The following is a 21,188-nucleotide window of genomic DNA, read 5'->3' as shown; positions in this document are numbered from 1 at the left end:
CCAGCGCCTTGTGGCGAACTGGGCTCGTCAGGCGTGGCGGGAGCGCATGCTTGGTTGATCATGCACGGTCATCCACGCGTACTGGGCTTGGGAAGCGAGGTCCGCCTCGCGTGATGCCGTGGCACGCGAGGGGAGGGGTCACATGACGGACGCAGGCGTGGTCGGATCTTCGGCCGCCGAGCCAACGGGAGCGAGCCCGGCGAGCAGTGTGCCGCTGCCGCTGGATGCCGACTTCTTCCAGGATCCGGAGGCGGTCTACTCCGTACTGCGAGAGGAGGGGCCGGTCCGCAAAGTCGTCTTCCCCCTCGGCTGGGGGGAGGCCTGGATCGTGACCAGGTACGAGGAGGCCCGGGCCGCGCTCGCCGATCCTCGTCTGCTCAAGAACGACCGGGTGGCGGTCGCCCAGTACCTGGATCCCGAACAGATCGGCGAGTTCAGGCTGGGCGAAGACGAGGGGCTGTTGGTGCACATGCTGAGTTCGGACCCGCCCGACCACACTCGGCTGCGCAACCTGGTCAACAAGGCGTTCACCTCTCGGCGGGTCGAGGCGCTGCGTCCCCGGATCGAGGCGATCACCGAGCAACTGCTGGACGACATGGCAGCACGCGGCGCGAACGGTGAGCCGGTCGACCTGATCGACGTGTTCGCTGGCCCGTTGCCGATGACCGTGATCTGCGAACTGCTCGGCGTACCCCCGAACGACCGCGACGACTTCCGCTCCTGGTGCACCGTGGTCGTCGCCGACGACCTGACCGAGGACGAGGAGCGCACCGCGTCGGCCGCTATAGCGGGCTATCTCCGCCAGTTGGTCGCGGCCAAGCGTGCCCAACCCGGTGAGGACCTGCTGACTGCCCTGGTCCAGGCACGTGATGACGGCGACCGGCTGGACGAGACCGAGCTCATCGCGATGGCGTTCCTGCTGCTGCTCGCCGGGCACGAGACGACCGTGAGCCTGATCGGCAACGGCGTGCTCGCCCTGCTGCGCAACCCAGACCAACTCCACCGGCTGCGAGCCGAACCTTCCCTGATCGGGGGAGCAGTCGAGGAGTTCCTTCGCTACGACGGGCCGCTCAACCTCGCCACCACGCGGTTCACCTCCGAACCAGTGCGACTCGGCGGGGTGGAGATTCCACGGGGCCAGATCGTCATGGTCTCGCTGGCCTCGGCCAACCACGACCAGCGCCGGTTCCCCGACGCCGGCCGGCTCGACGTGACCCGCCGCAGCAGCGGGCATCTGGGCTTCGGGCACGGGATCCACTACTGCGTGGGCGCGCCACTGGCCCGGCTGGAGGGCGAGATCGCGTTCCGCCGCATCCTCGACCGGTTCCCCGAGCTGGCGCTGGCCGTGGATCCCAGCGAAGTGCGCTGGCGGCAGAGCTTCGTGTTCCACGCCCTGGAGCACCTTCCCGTACGGCTGTCCTGACCGCAGCGACGGCAAACTCGAAGGGCCGGGCCTTCCATCTGGTTCACCCGGACGGGAGTGGTCGCAAGAGCATCGTCATCGACAAGTCGACATTCCGGTTCGTCGCCAGTCCCCGTTGGTCACCCGACGGCGAAACCTCCGACTCGCCGGACCGGAGGCCGACGCCGTCACACCGTCACCCTTTCCTGTCTGGACGGCTGAACCTCCGGCGAGTATCTAGAAGGGGCAAAGTCGGCGTGTCTGGAACTGTTCTGTGCACGTCCCGGCTCATCCAAGGTGGTTGCCCACTGGCCGCCCTGGCTGCGCCGTGGGAGGTGTGAAGCGGGCGCGCCGTCGCCGTGACGGTGAGAAGGGACGCGCGCTGATGAATCCCACAGGGATGCGTGTCGCGTGGAGCCGGCGACGAGCCACGAGTGCCGTGCTGAGGACCGTGGTCGTGGTGTTCGCCGCCGCGGGCTTGGCGACGCTGCCACAGGCAGGCTGGTCGGCCACGAGTGGGCTGGGAGGTATCCAGCCTGCCGGTGCTTCGGACGTCGGGCAGTCGGCAGACCTTGCGGACCCGAAACCGGGAGCCGCGCCCGAGCTCAGCCCCGTCGATGGTGCGTTCATGGCGGGCACCCGGACAGTGGCGGCGACGCCGACGGTTGCCGACGAGGATGTCGTGAGCCTGACCGTGGATGGTCGCGAGCTCGATGCGAAACAGACCGTAGGTGTCTCGCACCTGCTCTTCGACGTCGGCTCCAACTCCGTGGACATCGCCTTCGGCAACTACTTCACGGTCAACGGCCATCGGATCGACCAGCCGCAGACCTGGGTGTCGGAGCGAGCCGACCTCGCGGTCCCCAACGAGTACCTCGTGACAGGTGAGAACGTCGTCGAGGTCGTCGTCGGTACCACCGTGAACGCCACCTGCGATGCCAACTACGACGACTTCGTGATGTCCGACTTCGCGCTCGAACTGTTGGGCGAGGCTGCCGGTGGTGACAGGAACGAGTTCACCTACGATTTCGGCGACGGCGACTGCGGTTCCCAGCAGGGCAAACTCCTCCGCGCGGAACTGACCTTCACCGTCTCCGGGGACCCACGGCGTACGACCGGTCTCGCGGCCGAATGGGACTCCACCTCGGTCGGCAACGGGGAGCACGCCATCACCGCGACGACCTCGGCCGGTGGCAAGGTCACGCACACCGTCACGGTCAACAACGCCCCCAGTGGTGCGCCGAACGTGGACCCGGTGGATGGCACCCTGACCAATGGCAGGCAGCCTGTGTTCGCATCGCTTCCCGCTGATGGCGCAGGCGACGTAGCCTCGCTGACGGTCGACGGCAAGGCCCCGCCGACCCGACCGACCCTCGGCAGCGGCACCGCCACGTTGAGCTTCAACGTGGGTTCCAACTCGATCGAGGACAGGTCCGACAACTTCCTGCTGGTCAACGGCAAGCGCGTCGACCTGGGCGGCGACTGGGTCAACACCCGGGTCAACGCCGCGATACCGGCGCGCTGGCTCGTCCCGGGCGACAACGTGATCAAGGTTGTCACGGGCGATATCAACGCCTCCTGCGGCGTCAACCGCGACGATTTCACCATCTCCAACCTGCAGCTTGCCCTCGAGGGCGCCACGATCACCGGCCACGACATCGCGGGAACCTATGCGATGGGCGACGGCAACTGCGGTTCCAACACGGTCCTGCTGCGCGAGGCCGAACTGCACTACACGATCGACGCGCCCGCCGTGCATGTCGAGAAGACCCTCGGTTCGGGTGACGCGATACTCGCCTTCAGCGTGGGGTCGAACTCGATCGACGACGCGTTCCTCAACACGGTGCGGGTCAACGGCATGGAGAGGCTGATCGGCGGCGACTTCGTCAACGAGCGCGTCGACCTGCCGATCCCCAACGAGTGGCTCACCCCGGGAATGAACACCATCGACGTCGTCACCGGCACGGCCGCGACCGGCTGCAACCGTGACGACTTCGCGATCTCCGCCATCTCGCTCACGCCGGCCCGGGGCACCGCCACCGGCCGGATGATCAAGCAGACGTTCAGCATGGGTGACGGCAACTGCGGCAGCAACGCCAACTTCCTGGCAGAGATCGACCTCAACTTCTTCATCGACGCACCGGCGGCCGGCCTGCGAGCTGACGTAGAAACCACCGAGCTCGCCGACGGAAACCACACCATCTCCGCCACCTCAGCTACCGGCCAGGCCGCCACTCGGCTGCTGGTGACGGACAACACCGCCCCCGTCGTGGCGGCGAGCACACCCGAAGCGGGCCAGCGGATCACCTCGTCCGTCCCGCTGAGTGTGCAGGTACAGGACCCCTCCTCCATCCGCTCCGGACCGGACGTCAGCCTCGACGGCGACTCCATCCAGCTCGGCGACCTCGTCGGACCGGGGCTGTCCGCCGGCGAGCACACCCTTGCGGTGACCGCGAGCGACTCTCTCGGCAACAAGGCGACGCGCGAGGTGGTCTTCACCTCCGCCGCCATTCCCGACGTCCCGGCCGACATCTCGCCCGAGTCGGGCGCGACCGGCCAGCCTCGCACGGTGAAGCTGTCGGCGAAGGTCTCCGAGCCGGACGGCGGCGCGGTCAAGGCGACGTTCTCGCAGGCGAAGATCCTCAATGCAAGCGTGGGTTGGCAGGGCCAGACCGACGCCGTCCCGACCACCCTGAGCGTTCCTGGCGAACGAAACATCGGCGACACCAGAGCTCTGGCACCCGGCGACGGCGCCACGATCGACGCCCCAACCGCAGGCGGCGTCAGCTTCCAACGGTTCGACATCCCGATCCAGGGCCACGTCGACGCTCCGGTGCTGCGCTGGGAGGGTGTCATCGACCCCGAGCGACTGGCCAGGTTGTGGGCGTGGAACACCCAGACGAGCACATGGGACCCATTCGCCGGCAGCCGTGGCGCTCTCAAGGGCAACACGGTGCTGACCGCCACCGTCACCAACCGCTACATCGACGTTCAACGCGTGCACGTCATGATCACCGGCGAGGACCCGTTCGCAGACGACATCGACCCCGGAGCCGGGGACCGCTTCAAGGATCCCGCGGACTACGACTTCGCCATCGTCCACATGAGCGACAGCCAGTTCCTGTCAGAGGGCGCCACACTGCCGGAGCACTCCGCCGCCGAGCGTGCGGTGTGGGAGAAGGCGTACGGCGACATCCCTCGTTGGATCAGGGACAATGCCGGGGCGCGGAAGATCGCCTATGTCGCACAAACCGGCGACATCATCGAGAACAACCTCGCCCAGCCGACCACGCCCGAGAAACAGCAGCAGGTCATCCGTGAGTTCGAGCTTTCCAGCCGCCTGCAGAAGATCCTTGACGACACGGACGTCCCGAACGGCGTGCTCGCCGGCAACCACGACAACTGGTACGGCCACGAGACCGGCCCCAACGCCACCTACAACCAGTACTACGGCCCCGCCCGGTATGCGGCAGCCAGCCAGCACTGGAAGAACGGAACGTACGGCGGCCCGTGGCGCGAAGGCGACAACGAGAACCACTACGACCTGTTCTCCGCGGGCGGTCGTGACTTCGTGGCCGTCGCCCTGTCGTACGGCATCACCAAGGAGGAGGCCAGGTGGGCCGACTCCATCTTCAAGCGGTACCCGGACCGCAACGGGATCCTGATGTCCCACGACTACCTGAACGCGAGCATCCAACGTGACGGGCGCACCGCTCAGTTCGCCGACCCCGACGGCTCGTCGCTCTTCAAGCAGATCGTCCAGCCCAACCCCAACGTGTTCCTCATCCTCGCCGGCCACGTCCATGGTGTCGGCACCAACGTCAAGCCACAGGTGGGCCAGGTCGTCGGCAACGGCGTCGTCGAGCTGATGGCCGACTACCAGTCCTACAGCGTGACGGCAGACCGGGTCGGTCTCACCGAGATCGGCGGCTACAACCCCACCGACCGGCTCAACTTCGGCGCGGCCTTCATGCGGTTGCTACAGATCGACGTGGACCGCAGTGAGTTGAAGGTGAGCACCTACTCGCCGTTCCTGGACGACTTCGGCGCCACCGAGTTCGACCCCGGCCTCCGCTACGACGGCCACGAGGACAACATGGTGCTTCCGATCGACCTGAACAGCCGGACCACCACGTTCAAGTCCGATGTGGTGGCGCTCTACACGCCGACGGAACTGATCGGCCAGACGACGGCGCCCTCCGGCGACGTGGCCACGGTGACCTGGACGAACCTCAGGCCGGCCGCGCCGTACGCCTGGATCGTGACGGCACGCTCGACCAGCGGCGGCATCACCGCGTCCCGACCGAGCGTCTTCGTCACGGCCGACGCCAATGGCGGCCCCGGAACATGGGGGCCCGACGCCCCGCTCTTCCCCTACTTCCCAGCGCCGTCCAAGACCCGGCCGCCCGAACGATGACCAGGGCCCGGCCCACCGTGTAAGGGCCGCGCGTAGTGGCACTCCTCGCGCCACTGCGCGCGGCCCTGCCCGTCCCGTAGGTCACTCTCGCGGATGCATCGTCCGTGAGGTGCAGAAAGTGCTCCCATCCGTGTGCGGAGCTTGGCAGCGGCCGTCGGTCATCCAGCGCTACGTGTAGCAGATGCGAGGGCTGCGGCAGTGCCGATCGTGACCAGGAGTCCTGCGGCTCCAGCTGCGAACAACACCGGCGCCGGGTGATGTCGACACGAGCGCGATGCCGCCGCCAAGGTAGGAGACGCCGGCGGCGAAGCCGATGGCGGTGGAGAGATTGGCGAAGACACGTGCCTGCATGGCGGTGGGGACGCAGCGTTGCAGGAGCGTGTGGCTCCCGGTTTCCAGTGACGCGATCCCGATGCCGCGCACCATCTGACAGGCGATTGCCGGCAACACCGCCCAGGACAGTCCGGTGAGCAGGTTTCCGAGGCTGCTGACAGCCATTCCGGCCACAAAGTAGGGTGCCGCTGCCAACCGGGTGAGCCGGGTGAGGGCGAGAAATCCGAGCAACATTCCGATGTCGGCACCGGCATAGAGGAGGCTCGCCACGGAGTCGCTGGTGTGGAACGTGTTCTTGGCCAGGACCACCAGGGCGATGTCGTCCAGGCCGGTGCAGGCCACCAACAGGCTGAAGCCGATCAGGGTCGCGCGGACGGTTCGGTCAGCCCACACGTAGCGCAGGCCCGACATGGCGTCGCGGAAGAGCGCCGGACGATCCGTGTGCGCAGGTTGCACCTGAGCTGACTGGGACGGGGCGAGTGGCGGGAGCCGCCACAGCAGGGCGACCGAGATCAGGAAGGTTCCGGCGGTCACAAGGAGGACTCCACGCAGGCCCACCAGTGGTGTGAGAGCGGCGGCGCCGAGGGGACCGACGAGCGCGAGCCCGTAGGTGCCGAAGCCGATCATGGAGTTGGCGCGAACAAGGTCGACCTCGCTCACCAGTTGCGGGACCGCGCTGGACGAGGCCGGCTCGAAGGCCCTCGCCAGGTTGGCGTTCACAGCAACAAGAAGGAGCAGGACGGGCAGGGTGGGCAGCAGTGCGGCGATCGCCAGTACCGTGCCTGCCTGCAGTATCTGTGCGACGATCATCAACCGGCGGCGATCCAACCGGTCGCCGATCGAGCCCAGTACCGGTGCGAGAACGCTGGGGGAGAAGTCGGAGACGATCAGTAGCGTGGCGACGGCGGGTCCGCCGCCGCCACGGCCGGCCACGTACAACACCAATGCCATCTGGGCCAGTGAGCCGCCCGCGAACGACACCGTGCGAGCCACACACAGCAGCGCGAAGCTGGGGTTGGATCTGAGCAGGCCCATGCGGCGTTCCCCTGTGTGGCGCCCTTCATGATGCGCACCCGGACCAGGGCGCGCAGTGACAAAGCATGCATTACCTGCCTGTCTGCTGCACCCGGATTGCGGTTGCCGCTATGCGCCGCAGTCGGGTTTGACAGCGACACGGGCGCCGCTGTCGTCGATCCGGATCAGAAACGGCATGGGAGGATGCTCCTCGAAGTACTTGTCCGTCGCTTCTGCCACACCGTTCCACCACGCGTAGTCATCCAGGATGAGGACACCGCCGGGTGCCAGGCGCGGATAGAGGTGCTGCAGTTCGTGACGACTGGATTCGTACCAGTCCGTGTCCAGGCGCAGGACGGCGATGGTCTCGGGTGCCTGCTCGGGAACCGTCTCCTCGACCCGACCGACGACGAAGTGGATGCGCGACGTCGGATAGGCCACGCCGCCCATGACAGCTCGTACGTCTTCGAGTGACGCCCGTGCCCGCAGCAAGTCGGCCGCCCGGCCGGTCTCGGATGCCAGCAGGTCGGCGGCCGCCTCGCCAGTCCAGCGGACATCCTTGTCCGTGGGGCGGGGCATGCCCTCGAAGGTGTCGAACAGGAAGATCTCCCGGTCCACGGCACCGAGGTCCAGCAGCGTTCTGGCAGCGGCCTGCATGCTGCCCCCGCGCCACACCCCGCACTCGACAATCGCTCCCGGCACGCCCGATCGGATCACGTACCGGATGGCATCGGCCAAGGCATGGACCGCCTCGGGTGAGGTCATCGTGAACGGCTCGACCGCGCGGAAGAGCTCGACCGACGTCGAAGGCAGGTCCGCAGGTTCGCGGGGCTGGATCCGGTTCAGTCCGTACCCCAGGCTGCGAAGCAGCCGGTTGACGGCACGTTCGACCACGGATCGAACCCGTGGCGACCGCCTGGCCTGGGCCGGTGTACGGACCGCGTTCTCAACGATGGTGAGCTCCAGATGGCGAGGGGTTCATCGGTTGAGCAGGACACCGGAACGCGTGTCGTACCGGGTGGAAGGCCCGTCGCCCACCGGGCCGCTGCAACTCGTCGGTGATGGTCTCGTGCTGGATCGGAGTGGCGTTGGCGGCGAAGTACCTGTCCTCGACCGGATCGTCCCAGCCGCGACGGAAGCCGGTGTCGACCAGGGGAAACCCCAGGGACTGCGCCGCAAGAGGCAGCCGAAGCTCGTCGTGACAGAGCTCAGGTGGATCCAGCCGAGCGTAGGCATCGAGGAACGCACGTGAAAACGCGGGCCCGCAGCCGATACAGCCGAGCGGCTCGTCCTGGTAATTCCAGGTCCGTCGAGCGTATGAGAGCAGCGACTCCCATTCTCGAAGTCCCTCGGGCGTGCGCAGCCATTCCCAGGACCCGAGCAACTGCGCCACCGGCGTCAGGCAGGTGAGTGCGACGGCGTCAGGTGGCACGTCGGCGTACACCTGATCCAGGCTGTCGAGGAGCAGCAGATCCCACTCGACGAGATGTGCCACGTCGAAGTCCAGGTGCCGGCCAACCTCGCGATACCACGCTGCCACGGCGAGGTCGCCGTGTTTCCAGTTCCATCGTCCTTCGCGAGGAGAGGCGTACAGGCTGTCCAGCCCCAGTAGAGGCAATGATCCGAACCGAAACAGACGTTGACGAGTTCCACGTCCTCCGCCATACAGGCCGTGCACCTGGAGCCCGGGGTTGAGAGCGCGTAGCAGGGCCACTCGGGAGCGGCAGATGAGCGGATTCCGGTCGAATCGGAAGACGACGATGCGGTTGACCAAGGTCATGCCACCCCCGCGCGTACATCTTCGGTGCCGCCGCCCCAGACTGCCCGCGCCGAGGACAGCGCCAGGTGGACGGTCTCGGCAACCAGGCGCCGGTTCAGAACGAGCACCAGGACGAGGTACGCAGCTGTTGCCAGCGCGCCGCCGACCAGTCCCGCGACGAGATCCGACCCCAGTGCCCGAGTGGTGAGCCAACCTGCCGCGCCCGCCACGATGCCCGCGCTCACCGGGGCGGCGAGCCGACCGGCAAGTCGGACGTGTGTCCGGGCAGCCGTGGCTCGACCCAGGACCACTGCCTCGACGAGGTTCGAGGCAAGCCAGCCCAACCCCACGGCCACGACACCGATCCACGGCAACGCCACGAGGACGACCAGGAACTGCACGAGCGTCTGGAGGACGCAGGCTCGCAGGACGACCGCCGCATCGCCGACCGCGTACAGGTATCCCTGGGTGGCGACCGACACCGACCCGCCTACGCAAAGCCCCAGGCAGGCGGCTGGGAGGATGGTGGCGGCGTCGCGCCACTGCACACCGAACAGGCCTGGGACCAGACCCGGTGCGGAGGCGGCCAACCCGGTGAGAACCAGCCCACTGCCAACGGTGGTCACACCGACCGCGCGCTCTATGAGCGGTGCGGGATCAGCCTTCCGGGCGAGCAGTTGCGACATGGTCGGGAACGAGACACGGAACGTGGCGCCGAGGAGGAGGTACGGCACCTCGAGCAGCCTTCTCGCAACGGCCACCAAACCCAGGGTCGATACGGTCGCCAGCGCCGCGATGGCGGTGTTGAGTCCCTGATCGCGCACAAGCTGGGCGGCGGTCACCGCTTGGAAGCGGATCCCGAAGGACATCAGACCTCGCACACGCCGCCATGCGAACCGAGGCGACGGGACCCCGACCGGGCTCGCCCACGCCATCGCGGCCACGCCGACCACAGCCCGTACCGGCGCGGCGCTGGCCATTCCCCACACGCCGGCGCCGGCCAGGACCCAAGCGATCGCCCACAGGTTGAACACGATCACCTGGCTCAGTTCGATGATCGCCAGTCGGCGATAGGCCAAGGCACGCTCGAGCACGATCCGGCCCGGGATCTGCAATGCCAGGAACGGCGTGGAGGCAACCACCACTGCGGTGACCCATCCGGTTCGCCCGAACAACGGCGCGATCCCGGCAACTCCGAGTGCGAGCGCAGTCGCCACGGAGACCTGCAACCCGGTCAGGGCACCAAGGTCGGCACGGTCCGGTGGCTCAGGGCGCCGGATGAGTCCGGCGCCAAGCCCGCCGTCGGCGAACAGATTCACGAAGGTCACGAACGCCAGCCCGACGGCCACCGCGCCGAAGTCTGTCGGCATCAGCTGCCGGGCCAACACCACCTGGCCCACGAAACCGACCAGCATGATCGCAAGTCCGCGGGAACCGACGACGAACAGCCCGGCCAGCGCGCGCTGCTTCAACCCGTCCTGGGCGAGCCCATCCTCCGCGTTCTCCGCGTCCTGGGCGTGTGCCGCGTCCGGACGCTGCGCGGTGGTCACGGTTGAACCCCGAAGGGACGCCGTCGGTCGGCCAGCCGCGTGCGGATCCCGAAGGTGCCCAGTCGCCGACGCGCGTCCGCCTTCAGCCGGGCTTGTATGTCCGCACGACGCAGGTCGACCGACCCCAGCCGGCCCGGTCGCAGGCGCAGCGGTACCTGCCGAGGGTCGAGCCGGACCGTCACATCCGGCGCGAGCAACAGCCGCGACAGAAGCGTGGAGTAGATGGTTCGCCTGGTGGCCTGAAGCCAGGGCTTGCCCATCGTGTGATGGAGGAAATACGGCCGGGTCCTATCGGGATACGCACACGCCAGTGCGTTGCTGTCGATCAGCCGAAGCCCCCTGAACGGTGGATGCGGGGCCAGGCGATGCTCGCGGATGTCCAACTCGTCGTCGTCCAGGGTGGCGCTCAGGAGGGCGTTCACGACGTCCTGGTCGGCGAAGTAGAAAGGGTCGGACAGCCGCGCCTTCCTGCCGTATCGCGTCCCCCGCATGCCCACCGTCTCCTGGCCGTCGATCCAGTGACCCAGCACCCGGGCGTTGAGTGATCCAGGAATCACGAACTGCCCCGCATTGAGGTAGGCACGTTGCCGCATCGATCCGAGTCCGAGTACGTCCGCCCACTCCGGAAAGAACCGGTCGTGGTTCGGCGGGTCGTTCACGAAACCAACGAGGCAACCGGCCGTGGCGGCATCGATGAGGTCCGTCAGCGGTCGGACGGCGATGACGTCCGCGTCGAGTACGACCTGAACATCGGCAGGGCGCAGCCGTGGGCCGTACGGCGCGAGATGCACCGGCGGGACGTCGGCCGGTGCGGAGAGTAGCTCGACGTGTCCGGAAAGGAGATCCCGCTGATCATCGGTGAGACCCGCATCGACCAACGTGAACGGCTCGTGGTGGCCGAGCAGTCGCAGCGAGTTCAGCAGTGCGACGGCACCCGGAAAGTGCGGCGCGTTGGCTACACAGTAGAACCCACATGAACGCATTGCACGTTTTCTGGTCGGTAACTCCACGCACTGGCTGTTTCCCTGTTAACGCCGGGCCTATTCCAGGTGATGGACGTCATGGCGAATGCTTGCCGGACGTCGGGTCGACAAATTGCCCTGCGCACGAAGGATTAGAAGACTTTCCTCGACCGGTCCGGCCACGACACCGTGATGAAATCGTCACTTCTTCGGCCGTACCGGCGCCTCGGTTTGCATGATCTTCCGGCGCGGTAGGACGAAACGCGGATGCGGACGAGGGGGGAAAGTGCGATATCTGGTAACGGGAGTGGCGGGCTTCCTCGGAAGCCACGTAGCTGAGGCACTGCTGGCGCCCGCGACGACCGTTGTCGGTGTGGACTGCTTCACGGACTACTACTCTCGCGCCACAAAGGAAAGAAACCTTCGGCGGCTGCTGCGGAGCGAGAAGTTCACGTTCGTCGAGGCCGACCTGCGCTATGCCGACCTTTCGGATCTGGTCGCGACGACCGATGTGGTGCTGCACCAGGCGGGCCAACCCGGAGTGCGGACATCCTGGGGGGAGGACTTCGCCGCGTACGTGGACCACAACGTCGTCGCGACGCATCGGCTGCTCGAATGGTCCCGGCGCGCGGACATCAGGAGGTTCGTGTACGCGTCGAGTTCGTCCGTGTACGGCAATGCCGAGTCGTATCCCACGTCCGAAGCGAACCTGCCACGTCCGTTCAGTCCCTACGGTGTGACGAAACTGGCCGCGGAGCATCTCTGCGGCGCGTATGCCGAGAACTGGGATCTCCCGACGGTGGCACTCAGGTACTTCACCGTCTACGGACCTCGACAGCGTCCCGACATGGCGATACACCGGTTCGTCCGGGCCGCCATCGAGGGCCGCGACATCCACCTGTACGGCACGGGCGAGCAGGCGCGCGACTTCACCCACGTCGATGACGTGGTGCGTGCGAATGTCCTGGCTGCGTGGAAGCCGGTCCGGCCGGGCACCGTCCTGAACGTCGCGGGCGGCTCACACGAGTCGGTGAACATGCTCCTCGACAAGCTCGCCGACATCATGGATCGGCCACTTGCCATCAAGCGAAGCGAAGCCTGTGCGGGAGACGTCGGCAACACCCGTGCGGACTGCAGCGAGGCGGCTCGGCTGCTCGACTGGCGCCCGCTCGTCGATCTGGCAAGCGGACTCACCAACCAGGTCGAGTGGCAGTTGGCGGCATCCGGCATGGGCAGAGCGGGATCCCTCGGCAGAGGGCGACTGTCCATGTCGCGGGCACCGGCGGGCACGGGGTGAGGACGGCCGCGACATGAGACGGGCGCCACTTGTCCTCCACGTCGCCGCGGTGGAATACACGGCGACGAAACTGCTCGTACCCCAGCTGTCCGAGCTACGCACGCTCGGATTCGACGCGAGGCTCGCGTGCGCACCCGACGGATCGGATTTCGATCGGAGTCTCGCGGCATTCCAGCCGGTGAAACTCTCGTTTCCGCGTTCTCCACACCCGGTGCCGATGGCCGCGGCCTGCGTACGGCTGGCACGAATTCTCCGCGACCTGCAGCCCGATCTCCTGCACCTGCACGCACCGGCGGCGGCCCTACCTACCCGGATGATGCCGCGGGGGCTCATACCGCGGTCCACCCGGGTCGTGTACACGGTGCATGGTTTCGCGCACGTGTGGGACGTGCGCGGATGGCGCGATCGCGTCCTCGAACGGGTGGAGCGGATGCTCGCACCTCGTACCGACATGCTGCTCTTCCAGTCGACGGAGGACCTTGCCCAGACCTGCGCCCGGGGATATCGAACTCGGTTGCGCTACCTGGGAAACGGGGTGGAGGACGAGTGGTTCACCATCCCGCCCCGGCAGGCACCATCACGTCCCTTCCGGTTGCTGTTCGTCGGGAGGCTGATCAAGGAGAAGGGCGTCCTCGACCTGTTCGACGCCCTCGCCGCGGTGCCGGATGTGCATCTCACGGTCGCCGGCGCCGAACTGCTCACGGACCGCGATGGTGTCGAGAAGGTGATCCGGGATCGCGCTTCTCGCGACCCACTCGCAGGTCGCGTGACCTTCGTGGGCATGGTCGCCAAGGCGCAGATGCAGAGTCTGATGGCCAGCAGCGACGCGGTGGTCCTGCCCAGCTACCGCGAAGGCGTCCCACGCTCTCTCATCGAGGGGTTCGCCGCCGGTCGTCCGGCCGTGGCGACCGCTGTACGCGGGTGTCGCGAGCTGGTCGAGGACGGAGTCACCGGGTTCCTGGTACCGCCTGGTCGTCCGGATCGGCTGGCACACGCACTACGGGCGATGAGCAACCTGCCGGATCGTCGGTACCGCGAGATGTCCGCGGCTGCCCGGGCACTTGCCGAGTCCACGTATCGGGAGTCGGCTGTGTTCGGCCGGCTGGTCGACGCCTACGGCGAGTTGCTGGGGGAACGGAGTGAGTCAGCCACGCTGCGCACCGGGGTAGTAGTCGACGATCTCACGGGGCGTGAGCTCGATCTCAGAACGCCGGCCCAGGAAGAACACCCCGGATGCGCAGTCGTTGGCGTACCTGCGCGGCACCATCCGGTCCAGGAACCGCAGCCAGAAGAAGAGCGCCCGCACGATGCGGCCGGCATCCTGCGATCGAGCCAGGCCTCGGGCGAGGTGGTCGACGCTCCAGAGCAACTGGGTCCCCGGCCCGGCGACCGGTCCGGCATCGATCTGCTCGAACCGTCGGAACAGATACCTGTGGCCGCTGGCGGTGAAGCGGGTGAAGTCGTAGGCGCCGGCATGAACGTGCTGGAGGAAGGGCGTCTCGGCGTAGACGAGGCCGTCGTCGCGCAACACGCGGTGGATCTCGGCCACCACCTGACCGGGATCGAGGACGTGCTCGAGGACGGCCTGAGTGATGACGGCATCGATGCACCCGTCGGCGAGCGGCAGGGCATGCCCGTCGGCCACGACGACCGTGAGATCGCTCGCGTAGAGATCCATTCCGATGAGCTCGACATCGGGAGCGGATCGGTAGAGGGCGTCGACCCCGTTACCAAGGGTGCCCCCGCCGATGACTAGGACCCGGCGGCAGTCATCCGGCATGAGTCCGATCAGCTTCGCGATGTTCTTCTCGGCGATGCGGTTGACCGGCTTCCAGATGCGTCGTACCGCCGGCGGGATCGCGCCGACGCGTGAGCGGTGCAGCTCGCGGCGGGCGCGGCCGGACGTGCCCGCCCAGGCCGAGACCTCGTCGCGAGACAGCACGCTGCGCTCGAAATCCACCAGGACCGGCCAGTCGCCGACGATGGGGAAACTGCCGACCTCGGCGTACGGACAACCGATGGCCGTGCAGCGGAACGCCGCACCGTCGGCAGCAACTGCGGATCGACACCGGGGGCATACCAACAGCGGTCGCACACGGCTCAGCGTCGCCAGCGCCACGTGTCCTCCTTCCTACCGGTCGACGCGTCGTGCCTCTGCCTGGTCAGTACCCTTTGCAACCGTCTATTCCCCACAAATGCGCGCTCTGACCACCGCGTTGATCGCGCGTGGCACGTGTGTTCGGCCAGAACACCGGAGCCCGTTCTTGGGTCGGCCTGACCGGCGGCCCCGTGTACTGGTCATGTTGGTGCTGTTGGCAGCTGCCATGCCCTTCCGCTTCCCGGTCTGGTTCCCGGCCTCTTTTCCGGTCGTCAGGTCGGTTTCCATTCTCGACCTGATGCTCATGGTCGGTCTGATCACACTCGTGCTCGACCTGAAACACCGCGGTCTCAACCTGGGTTATCCGCCCCTTGCCCTCCTCCTCGCCTTTCCGGCGCTGGCCTCCGCGCTGTCCCTGGTGTGGAGCGAGGATCGAATCGTGACCTTGCGTACGACCGTGAACTTCCTGGAGGCGTTCGTCGCCTACCTCTTCGTGACCCGGGAGCTGGCGGGCCTTTCTGCCGCGCGGATCGTGGTGTTCCTCCGCCGATACGTCTGGCTCGTGACCTTGCCCGCCGTGTTTCTCCTGCTGCACGTGCCCGGATTCGCGCCGTACGAGCCTGGGCTTTCTCCCACGTCCGGTGACTACCTCTCGTACTACACTCGGCTCTCCCACCCGCTACTCGGCCGCTCGAACAACCTCGCCGCCGTTCTTGTCATCCTCGTCCCCGTGTTGCTGTACTTCGGGCACACCCGGCGAGACCGTCTCACAACGTTCACCGGCTTGGTCGCGGCGACGGCAGTTGTCTGCACCTTCTCCCGCGGAGCCATGGTGGCGTCCCTGATCGCGGGCATCGTCTGTCTTCTTCTGTCTCACCGTCCATTTCGCGGCCGTCTGAAGCCCTTGATCGGCAAGGTGGTCACGGGCACTCTGGCTCTGGCCGCTGCCCCGGTCGCGCTCTACCTGTTGAACCCGGCCACGCACGAGTTCTTCGCCGGTCGGTTGTCAGCGGCCAACATCCTCCTGAGAGCAGAGCTGTACCGCGCCGCATTCGAGAAGATCGTGGCTCGTCCACTCCTGGGATATGGCGCGGGTGTCGCGCCCAGGGGCGACACGTCGCTGGTCGTCGACGTGCACAACACGTACGTTCAGCAGGTCCTGTACTACGGCGTGCTGCTGGGGCTACTTGTCGGTCTGGCTGTTCTCAGCCTGCCGTTCTTCTTCCTCCGCCGTCGCGGCCTGCATCCACTCGCCGGCGCTGTCGGTTTCGGCGTACTGGCCGAGGTGATCAGTTTCACGTTCGAGTCCAGCTTCGAGGGCACCGTGCTCCGAGTGATCTTCTACCTTCTCCTCGGGATGCTCGCCGGACTGCTCCGGTCCTCCATTCCCAGGCAGCGACGGGAAGCGCCGCAACACGCAGCGGAGGTGATGTCGTAGATGCGGCACGCCGTGACGCCGTACGGCCGCGGCGCAGGAAGCTCGCGGGTGCGTGTCCATTCCTGGCTGGATCGGTTCGCCGAACCGGTCGAGGTGCACAGCTACCTTGGACGCCACAATGCGGCTCCGCGCCAGCTCCTGCGCCATCCGGGCCACGTGCTCTCCGCGGAGCGCACTCTTCGGCGGCTGGCGAGGCAGCGTCCAGATCGCCTCCTGTTGCATCGCGAGGCGTCACCACTGAGCCGAGGCGGTCTGGAGGCTGCACTACTGACGAGCGCGGCATTCGGTGTCTACGACTTCGATGACGCTCTCCACTGCGACTTCGGAGGCAACACTCCTTGGCGCAGGCTGGTTCCCAAGGCTCCGAAGGCCCTTGCGGCCGTTCGCCGTGCGGATCGAGTCATCGCCGGTAACGACATCCTTGCCGAGTGGGCGGTTCAGCACGCCAGGGACGTCGTGGTGATTCCAAGCTGCGTCGCTGTCGAGGACTACGCAACCAAGCAGTCGTACGGCCTGTCCGATCCACCTCGTCTGGGCTGGATCGGCTCCGCCGACAACGAGCCGATGCTGCTGGCAGTCGCGCCGGCGCTTTGGGAGGTGCACCGCCGATCTGGCGCAAGGCTCACTCTCGTCGGAACGAGTCGGTCCACGCTGGGGTCGCTCGAGCGGATAGTCGACCGCGTGCCCTGGACCGAGCGAACTCAACATGCAGTTCTGGCCGGGATCGACGTCGGTCTCATGCCCCTGCACGACGACCCGTACAGCCGGGGCAAGTGTGGTTACAAGCTGCTCCAGTACGCGGCTGCCGGCGTCCCGGCAGTCGGTAGTCCTGTTGGTGCCAACGGGACCGTCCTGGCCTCGCTCGGCTTCTTCGCCGCGAACTCGTTGCAGGATTGGACTGACGCTCTCTGCTGGCTCATCGAAGGGTTGGACAGCGAGCGGGCGAGGGTGGGAAGCCATGCGGTCGCACAGGTGGCCGAGCAGTATTCGTACGATGCTTGGCTCGATCGGTGGCAGCAGGCGACGGAGTTCGGACGAGATCGCACCGCCGCGTGGGTGGGGGAGAGCCGGTGAGCGAACCCCTCGTCGATGTCGTCATCGTGAACTGGAACAGCGGCGACTGCCTTCGCGCATGCATCGACTCACTCGCCGAGCCGCCCCAACGGGGTCCGGCCGGAGACGTGATCGTCATCGACAATGCTTCGAGCGATGGTTCGGCCGAGGGCCTTCCGGACTGGGTGAGGCTGGTGGTGAACCAGCAGAACGTGGGCTTCGCCGCAGCCTGTAACCAAGGAGCAAACCTCTGTACGTCGGACTATCTCCTCTTCCTCAACCCGGACACCGTCCTGAGTGACGACACGACTCGGCGAGCAGTAAGGTTCCTCGACAGCAGTGAAAGTCTCGCGTACGGCATCTGCGGCGCGCTGATGGTGAACCGTGACGGCACCCCCGGAATCTGCGCTTCCCGATTCCCGACGCTCACGAACGTCATGGCAAGTGTCGTCGGACTCGGACGTGTCGTGCGCCGGTGGGCGCGTCATCTTCCCCCGGAGGCGCTGCGCCGTAGCGGACCCGTGGACCAGGTCATCGGCGCCTTCTTTCTCATCCGGCGAGCGCTGTTCGACCGACTGGGCGGCTTCGACGAACGCTACTTCCTCTACTACGAAGAGGTGGATCTGAGCAGAAGGGCAAAGCTGCTGGGCTTCGGCTCGTACCTGCTCGTGGACGCGAGGTTCGAGCACATCGGCAACGTCAGTGCGAAGCGCTCCGGCGATCTGGCGCTGTACCACTCACTACGCAGCCGATCGCTGTATGCGTTTCAGCACTGGCCGGCCTGGCAGGCGTATGTGCTGATCTTCTTCACCCTCGCTGTGGAGTTGCCGGGGAGGCTGATCCGAGCTGCTGTGAGGAGGCAGTTCGGTGATCTCGCGCGGCTGGGCCGCGTGAGCAACTCGTATCTGCAATTCGTACTCGGTCTCGGCCGCCCCATGCCCAGCGCCGGCCACCCTGCGACCGGCAGGACACGCACCTCATGACGACACGAGGACGTAAGCGTGTCGTCATCGTCTGCCAGCTCGATGGCTTCGGTAACAGTGTGAAACCGATCGAGATCCAGCGGTATCTCACGGCCCGCGGACACGAGGTCCGTCTGGTCGACACGTATCGGCTCAGCCGGTCCGCTGACGGGCCGGCCACAGGCCTCGCAGTATGGCTGCCACGTCCAAAGCCATACCACGTCGCGCTCTACGCAATTGAGGTGATCGGCAAGCTCGCAAGGCCGGTGGCCGTTGCGCGACGCCGGCTGTCGTATCACCTGTTGCGGGCGGACTTCTGGTTGCGCCGCCGCATCCTCCGGTCGAGTCTGGCGTTGGACGACGTCGACCTGGTGATCTGCGAGACACCCTACGACAGTGGCCTGCTGCTTGATGCGGCGAGTGTCAGGACCATGTACGACTGTCCTACGCCTTGGGCCGATGAACTCCTCTACGAGGGGCGGCTGACCCGCCGACAGCACACTCGTTTGCGCCAACTCGAAATCGACGTGTTCAAGAGTGTGGACCATCTCAGCTTTCATTGGGAGTCCTATGCGGATTACGTGCGGGAACGCTACCGAATCTCTGAGAGCAATCTCGCCACGCTCAACTGGGGGTGTTCGCCGGCAGCGATCCGCGCACGACCCGCCAGCCCGGCACGGGTCGTCTACTTCGGCTCCCTTAGCTCGCGATTCATCAATCTGCCGTTGCTGTCGAGGCTGTCCCGGAGCTATCCGTACCTTGATGTCTATGGAGGACCGCCGCCGGACCCCGCGCTCGGACTCCGGTATCGGGGATATGCGTCTCCAGGTGTGCTGCGGGAGTACCAGTTCGGGCTGATCACCTGCATCGACGACCCGCTGCGTCGCGACGGGTTCTCCGCGAAGCATCTGGACTATCTGGCTGCCGGCCTTCCTGTCCTCGTGCCGACCTGGCGTCGAAGCGCCGAGGCGCTGGCCGGCTCGCTGCGCTACGACGAGAGCTCCTTTGCCGAGGTCGTGGCGCGGCACGCGGATCCTGTTTCGTGGCAGCGAGTCAGTGATGAGGCATACGCACAGGCGGAGAAGTTGAGATGGGATGACACGCTACGACCACTGGATGCACTACTCGACAACAGCGCGAGTGCTCCACAGCCGTAACAGGTTCACGACGCCGTACTCCGACTCTTCCGAAAGTGGATGGAGATGAATCTTCGACAGACTCTGAGACAGTCCGATGCGATCGTCGGGCTGGTGCATGACTCGAGAAAGGTGCTGAGGACGCCGGCGCTGGTCCGACGGAGGCGGATCATCGAGAACTACCTGGCCACCGAAGGAAGGAAGAAGCTCCAGATCGGCGCGGGCCGCACTTCCCTTGACGGCTGGCTGAGTACGGATATCTCTCCGGGCTTCGACGGCTCGGTGTACCTCGATGCGAGCAAGGCGTTTCCATTTGGCGATGCAGTGTTCGACGTTGTCTACAGCGAGCACATGATCGAACACATCTCCTGGGACGGTGGTTTGTTCATGCTGAGTGAGGTCCGACGCGTCCTGAAGCCCGGTGGCGTGGTCAGGATGGCTACTCCGGACCTTGAAGTTCTCCTCGGGCTCTACAACCGCGACCAAAGCGCTCTCGGCGAGAAATACGTGCAGTGGATCACTGACAGGTTCCTTCCCCATGTCGGCGTGTACGACCCCTCGTTCGTGATCAACAACGCGTTTCGCAACTGGGGTCACCAGTTCCTCTACGATGGAAAACTCATGGAAATGGCGCTGCTGCGGGCAGGATTCGCGGACATCAAGCGGTGCTCGCCAGGTGAATCCGAGCATGCGGAGCTGAGGGGGATCGAGTCGCATGGCAAGCATGTTGCCGACGAGGCGATGGCGACGTTCGAGACCATGGCCTACGAGGGGACCAGCCCACGGTGAGTGCAATGGGTGCGACATATTGTGCGCGCCCCATTGACTCACGCAATGACGGGCTGACGACAGGTCCCATGCGTGCGGCAAGGTCCTACGTATCTCGACGGCACCAGTGTCCGATGAAAGACAGGGAACGCATCCCACATTCCTGAGCGTGAGACCTGCACGACATTCACGGCTCACGCAAGGTTGGTCCCGAGCAGTCGGGCCTTGTGTGAGGAGTCCGTAAGGCCAACCGGAGTCGCCGTATGAGGCTTCGGCCATCTCCTCCGAACACTGCCCATGCGGTCAGCTTGGGACCATGAGCGAATCGAGTAATCGGCGGATCCGGCCTACGCGCAGGGATCTGGTCAGCGCCGTGGTGTTGGGAGCGGTTGCCGCACCGTTGACCTACGCGGCCGCCGCACGACACAAACAAGAGGACGAGGTGCCCGTCGTCGACAGCGAGGACCTGGGCCTGGAACTCGTCCAGTGGGCACGGACGATGCCGCCCACGCCGTCGTTCCCGGCGAGAATCGACGCCTACGCAGCCTACGTCGGGGGGACGAGGTGTGCCCCGACGGCGAAGCCCGGCGTCGTCGACGTGAGGAACCTCATCTTCCGTACGTACGGAAGCCGTGCCTGGAGCATCGGGCACCCGTGCACCGGCGGCGTCAGCGAGCACGCCGAGGGCCGTGCTCTGGACGTGGCGTTCAACGCGTACTCGCGTACGTCCCGAAAGGCCGCCAACGACTTCTTCTGGTGGCTGCTGCGACCGGACAGCCACGGCAACCGGCACGCCATGGCCCGCCGACTGGGAATCATGTACGCGATCTGGGACCGCAAGATGTGGCGCGCCTACCGGCCCAACGAGGGGTGGCTGCCGTACTCCGGGACGCCGAACCCGCACACGAACCACTTCCACCTCAGCTTCAGCTGGGCCGGTGCACTCCGTCGCACGACCTGGTGGACGCTGCAGTAGTCCCTGCCGCCTGGAGAACGCCA

The 21,188-nt window shown here is 66.3% G+C and carries 15 protein-coding genes and 1 pseudogene; 10 read left to right on the top strand and 6 right to left on the bottom strand.

Features of this window, described 5'->3' with window-relative positions; translation table 11 throughout:
- The first annotated feature begins 142 nt into the window (after window positions 1–142).
- On the top strand, window positions 143–1,423 hold the full coding sequence (locus F4554_RS17505) for a cytochrome P450 family protein (protein WP_179788562.1): 1,281 nt from the start codon (window positions 143–145) through the stop codon (window positions 1,421–1,423).
- A gap of 418 nt (window positions 1,424–1,841) precedes the next feature.
- Window positions 1,842–5,819, top strand: coding sequence for a metallophosphoesterase (locus tag F4554_RS17500; RefSeq protein ID WP_179788561.1), 3,978 nt, complete (start codon window positions 1,842–1,844; stop codon window positions 5,817–5,819).
- A gap of 168 nt (window positions 5,820–5,987) precedes the next feature.
- Here F4554_RS17500 and F4554_RS17495 read toward each other — a convergent pair whose 3' ends face one another.
- From F4554_RS17495 to F4554_RS17475, 5 genes are all read right to left on the bottom strand, one after another.
- Complete coding sequence (locus tag F4554_RS17495) at window positions 5,988–7,187, bottom strand: MFS transporter (protein ID WP_179788560.1); 1,200 nt, start codon at window positions 7,185–7,187, stop codon at window positions 5,988–5,990.
- A gap of 108 nt (window positions 7,188–7,295) precedes the next feature.
- A complete protein-coding gene (locus F4554_RS17490; RefSeq protein ID WP_202889330.1) occupies window positions 7,296–7,931 on the bottom strand; it encodes a TylF/MycF/NovP-related O-methyltransferase in 636 nt (211 codons plus the stop codon).
- A gap of 181 nt (window positions 7,932–8,112) precedes the next feature.
- The gene (locus tag F4554_RS17485) at window positions 8,113–8,784 is read right to left on the bottom strand and encodes a hypothetical protein (RefSeq protein WP_179788558.1); all 672 of its coding nucleotides are present in this window, start codon (window positions 8,782–8,784) and stop codon (window positions 8,113–8,115) included.
- Window positions 8,785–8,942: 158 nt separating this feature from the next.
- Window positions 8,943–10,475 carry an oligosaccharide flippase family protein gene (locus F4554_RS17480; RefSeq protein ID WP_179788557.1) on the bottom strand — a complete coding sequence of 511 codons (1,533 nt, stop codon included), beginning with the start codon at window positions 10,473–10,475 and terminating at the stop codon, window positions 8,943–8,945.
- On the bottom strand, window positions 10,472–11,458 hold the full coding sequence (locus F4554_RS17475) for a glycosyltransferase family protein (protein WP_179788556.1): 987 nt from the start codon (window positions 11,456–11,458) through the stop codon (window positions 10,472–10,474). Before F4554_RS17475 ends, F4554_RS17480 begins: the two co-directional genes overlap by 4 nt.
- A gap of 265 nt (window positions 11,459–11,723) precedes the next feature.
- On the opposite strand from F4554_RS17475, the gene F4554_RS17470 reads away from it, so the two are divergent.
- Both F4554_RS17470 and F4554_RS34035 read left to right on the top strand, forming a co-directional pair.
- Complete coding sequence (locus tag F4554_RS17470) at window positions 11,724–12,734, top strand: NAD-dependent epimerase/dehydratase family protein (RefSeq protein WP_179788555.1); 1,011 nt, start codon at window positions 11,724–11,726, stop codon at window positions 12,732–12,734.
- Between the two features lie 13 nt (window positions 12,735–12,747).
- A pseudogene (locus F4554_RS34035) lies at window positions 12,748–13,806 on the top strand (glycosyltransferase); the annotation flags it as partial.
- 72 nt (window positions 13,807–13,878) lie between these two features.
- Here the strand turns inward: F4554_RS34035 and F4554_RS34030 are convergent.
- Window positions 13,879–14,412: a methyltransferase domain-containing protein gene (locus F4554_RS34030; protein ID WP_476495314.1), complete on the bottom strand. Its 534-nt coding sequence runs from the start codon at window positions 14,410–14,412 to the stop codon at window positions 13,879–13,881.
- A gap of 100 nt (window positions 14,413–14,512) precedes the next feature.
- On the opposite strand from F4554_RS34030, the gene F4554_RS17450 reads away from it, so the two are divergent.
- The 6 genes from F4554_RS17450 to F4554_RS17425 all read left to right on the top strand — a co-directional run bounded on the left by F4554_RS17450 (window position 14,513) and on the right by F4554_RS17425 (window position 21,165).
- Window positions 14,513–16,270, top strand: a complete 1,758-nt coding sequence (locus tag F4554_RS17450; protein ID WP_238341323.1) for an O-antigen ligase family protein — start codon at window positions 14,513–14,515, stop codon at window positions 16,268–16,270.
- Window positions 16,271–17,344, top strand: a complete 1,074-nt coding sequence (locus F4554_RS17445; protein ID WP_179788551.1) for a glycosyltransferase family 4 protein — start codon at window positions 16,271–16,273, stop codon at window positions 17,342–17,344.
- Complete coding sequence (locus F4554_RS17440) at window positions 17,341–18,306, top strand: glycosyltransferase (protein ID WP_179788550.1); 966 nt, start codon at window positions 17,341–17,343, stop codon at window positions 18,304–18,306. Before F4554_RS17445 ends, F4554_RS17440 begins: the two co-directional genes overlap by 4 nt.
- Complete coding sequence (locus F4554_RS17435; RefSeq protein WP_179788549.1) at window positions 18,303–19,442, top strand: glycosyltransferase family protein; 1,140 nt, start codon at window positions 18,303–18,305, stop codon at window positions 19,440–19,442. Before F4554_RS17440 ends, F4554_RS17435 begins: the two co-directional genes overlap by 4 nt.
- A gap of 45 nt (window positions 19,443–19,487) precedes the next feature.
- The gene (locus F4554_RS17430; RefSeq protein ID WP_179788548.1) at window positions 19,488–20,210 is read left to right on the top strand and encodes a class I SAM-dependent methyltransferase; all 723 of its coding nucleotides are present in this window, start codon (window positions 19,488–19,490) and stop codon (window positions 20,208–20,210) included.
- A 295-nt stretch (window positions 20,211–20,505) separates the two neighbouring features.
- The gene (locus F4554_RS17425) at window positions 20,506–21,165 is read left to right on the top strand and encodes a VldE C-terminal domain-containing protein (protein ID WP_179788546.1); all 660 of its coding nucleotides are present in this window, start codon (window positions 20,506–20,508) and stop codon (window positions 21,163–21,165) included.
- Window positions 21,166–21,188: the final 23 nt, after the last annotated feature.

Source organism: Actinopolymorpha rutila, from assembly GCF_013407855.1.
Lineage (GTDB): Bacteria > Actinomycetota > Actinomycetes > Propionibacteriales > Actinopolymorphaceae > Actinopolymorpha > Actinopolymorpha rutila.
This window is presented reverse-complemented; position numbering and strand designations above follow the sequence as displayed.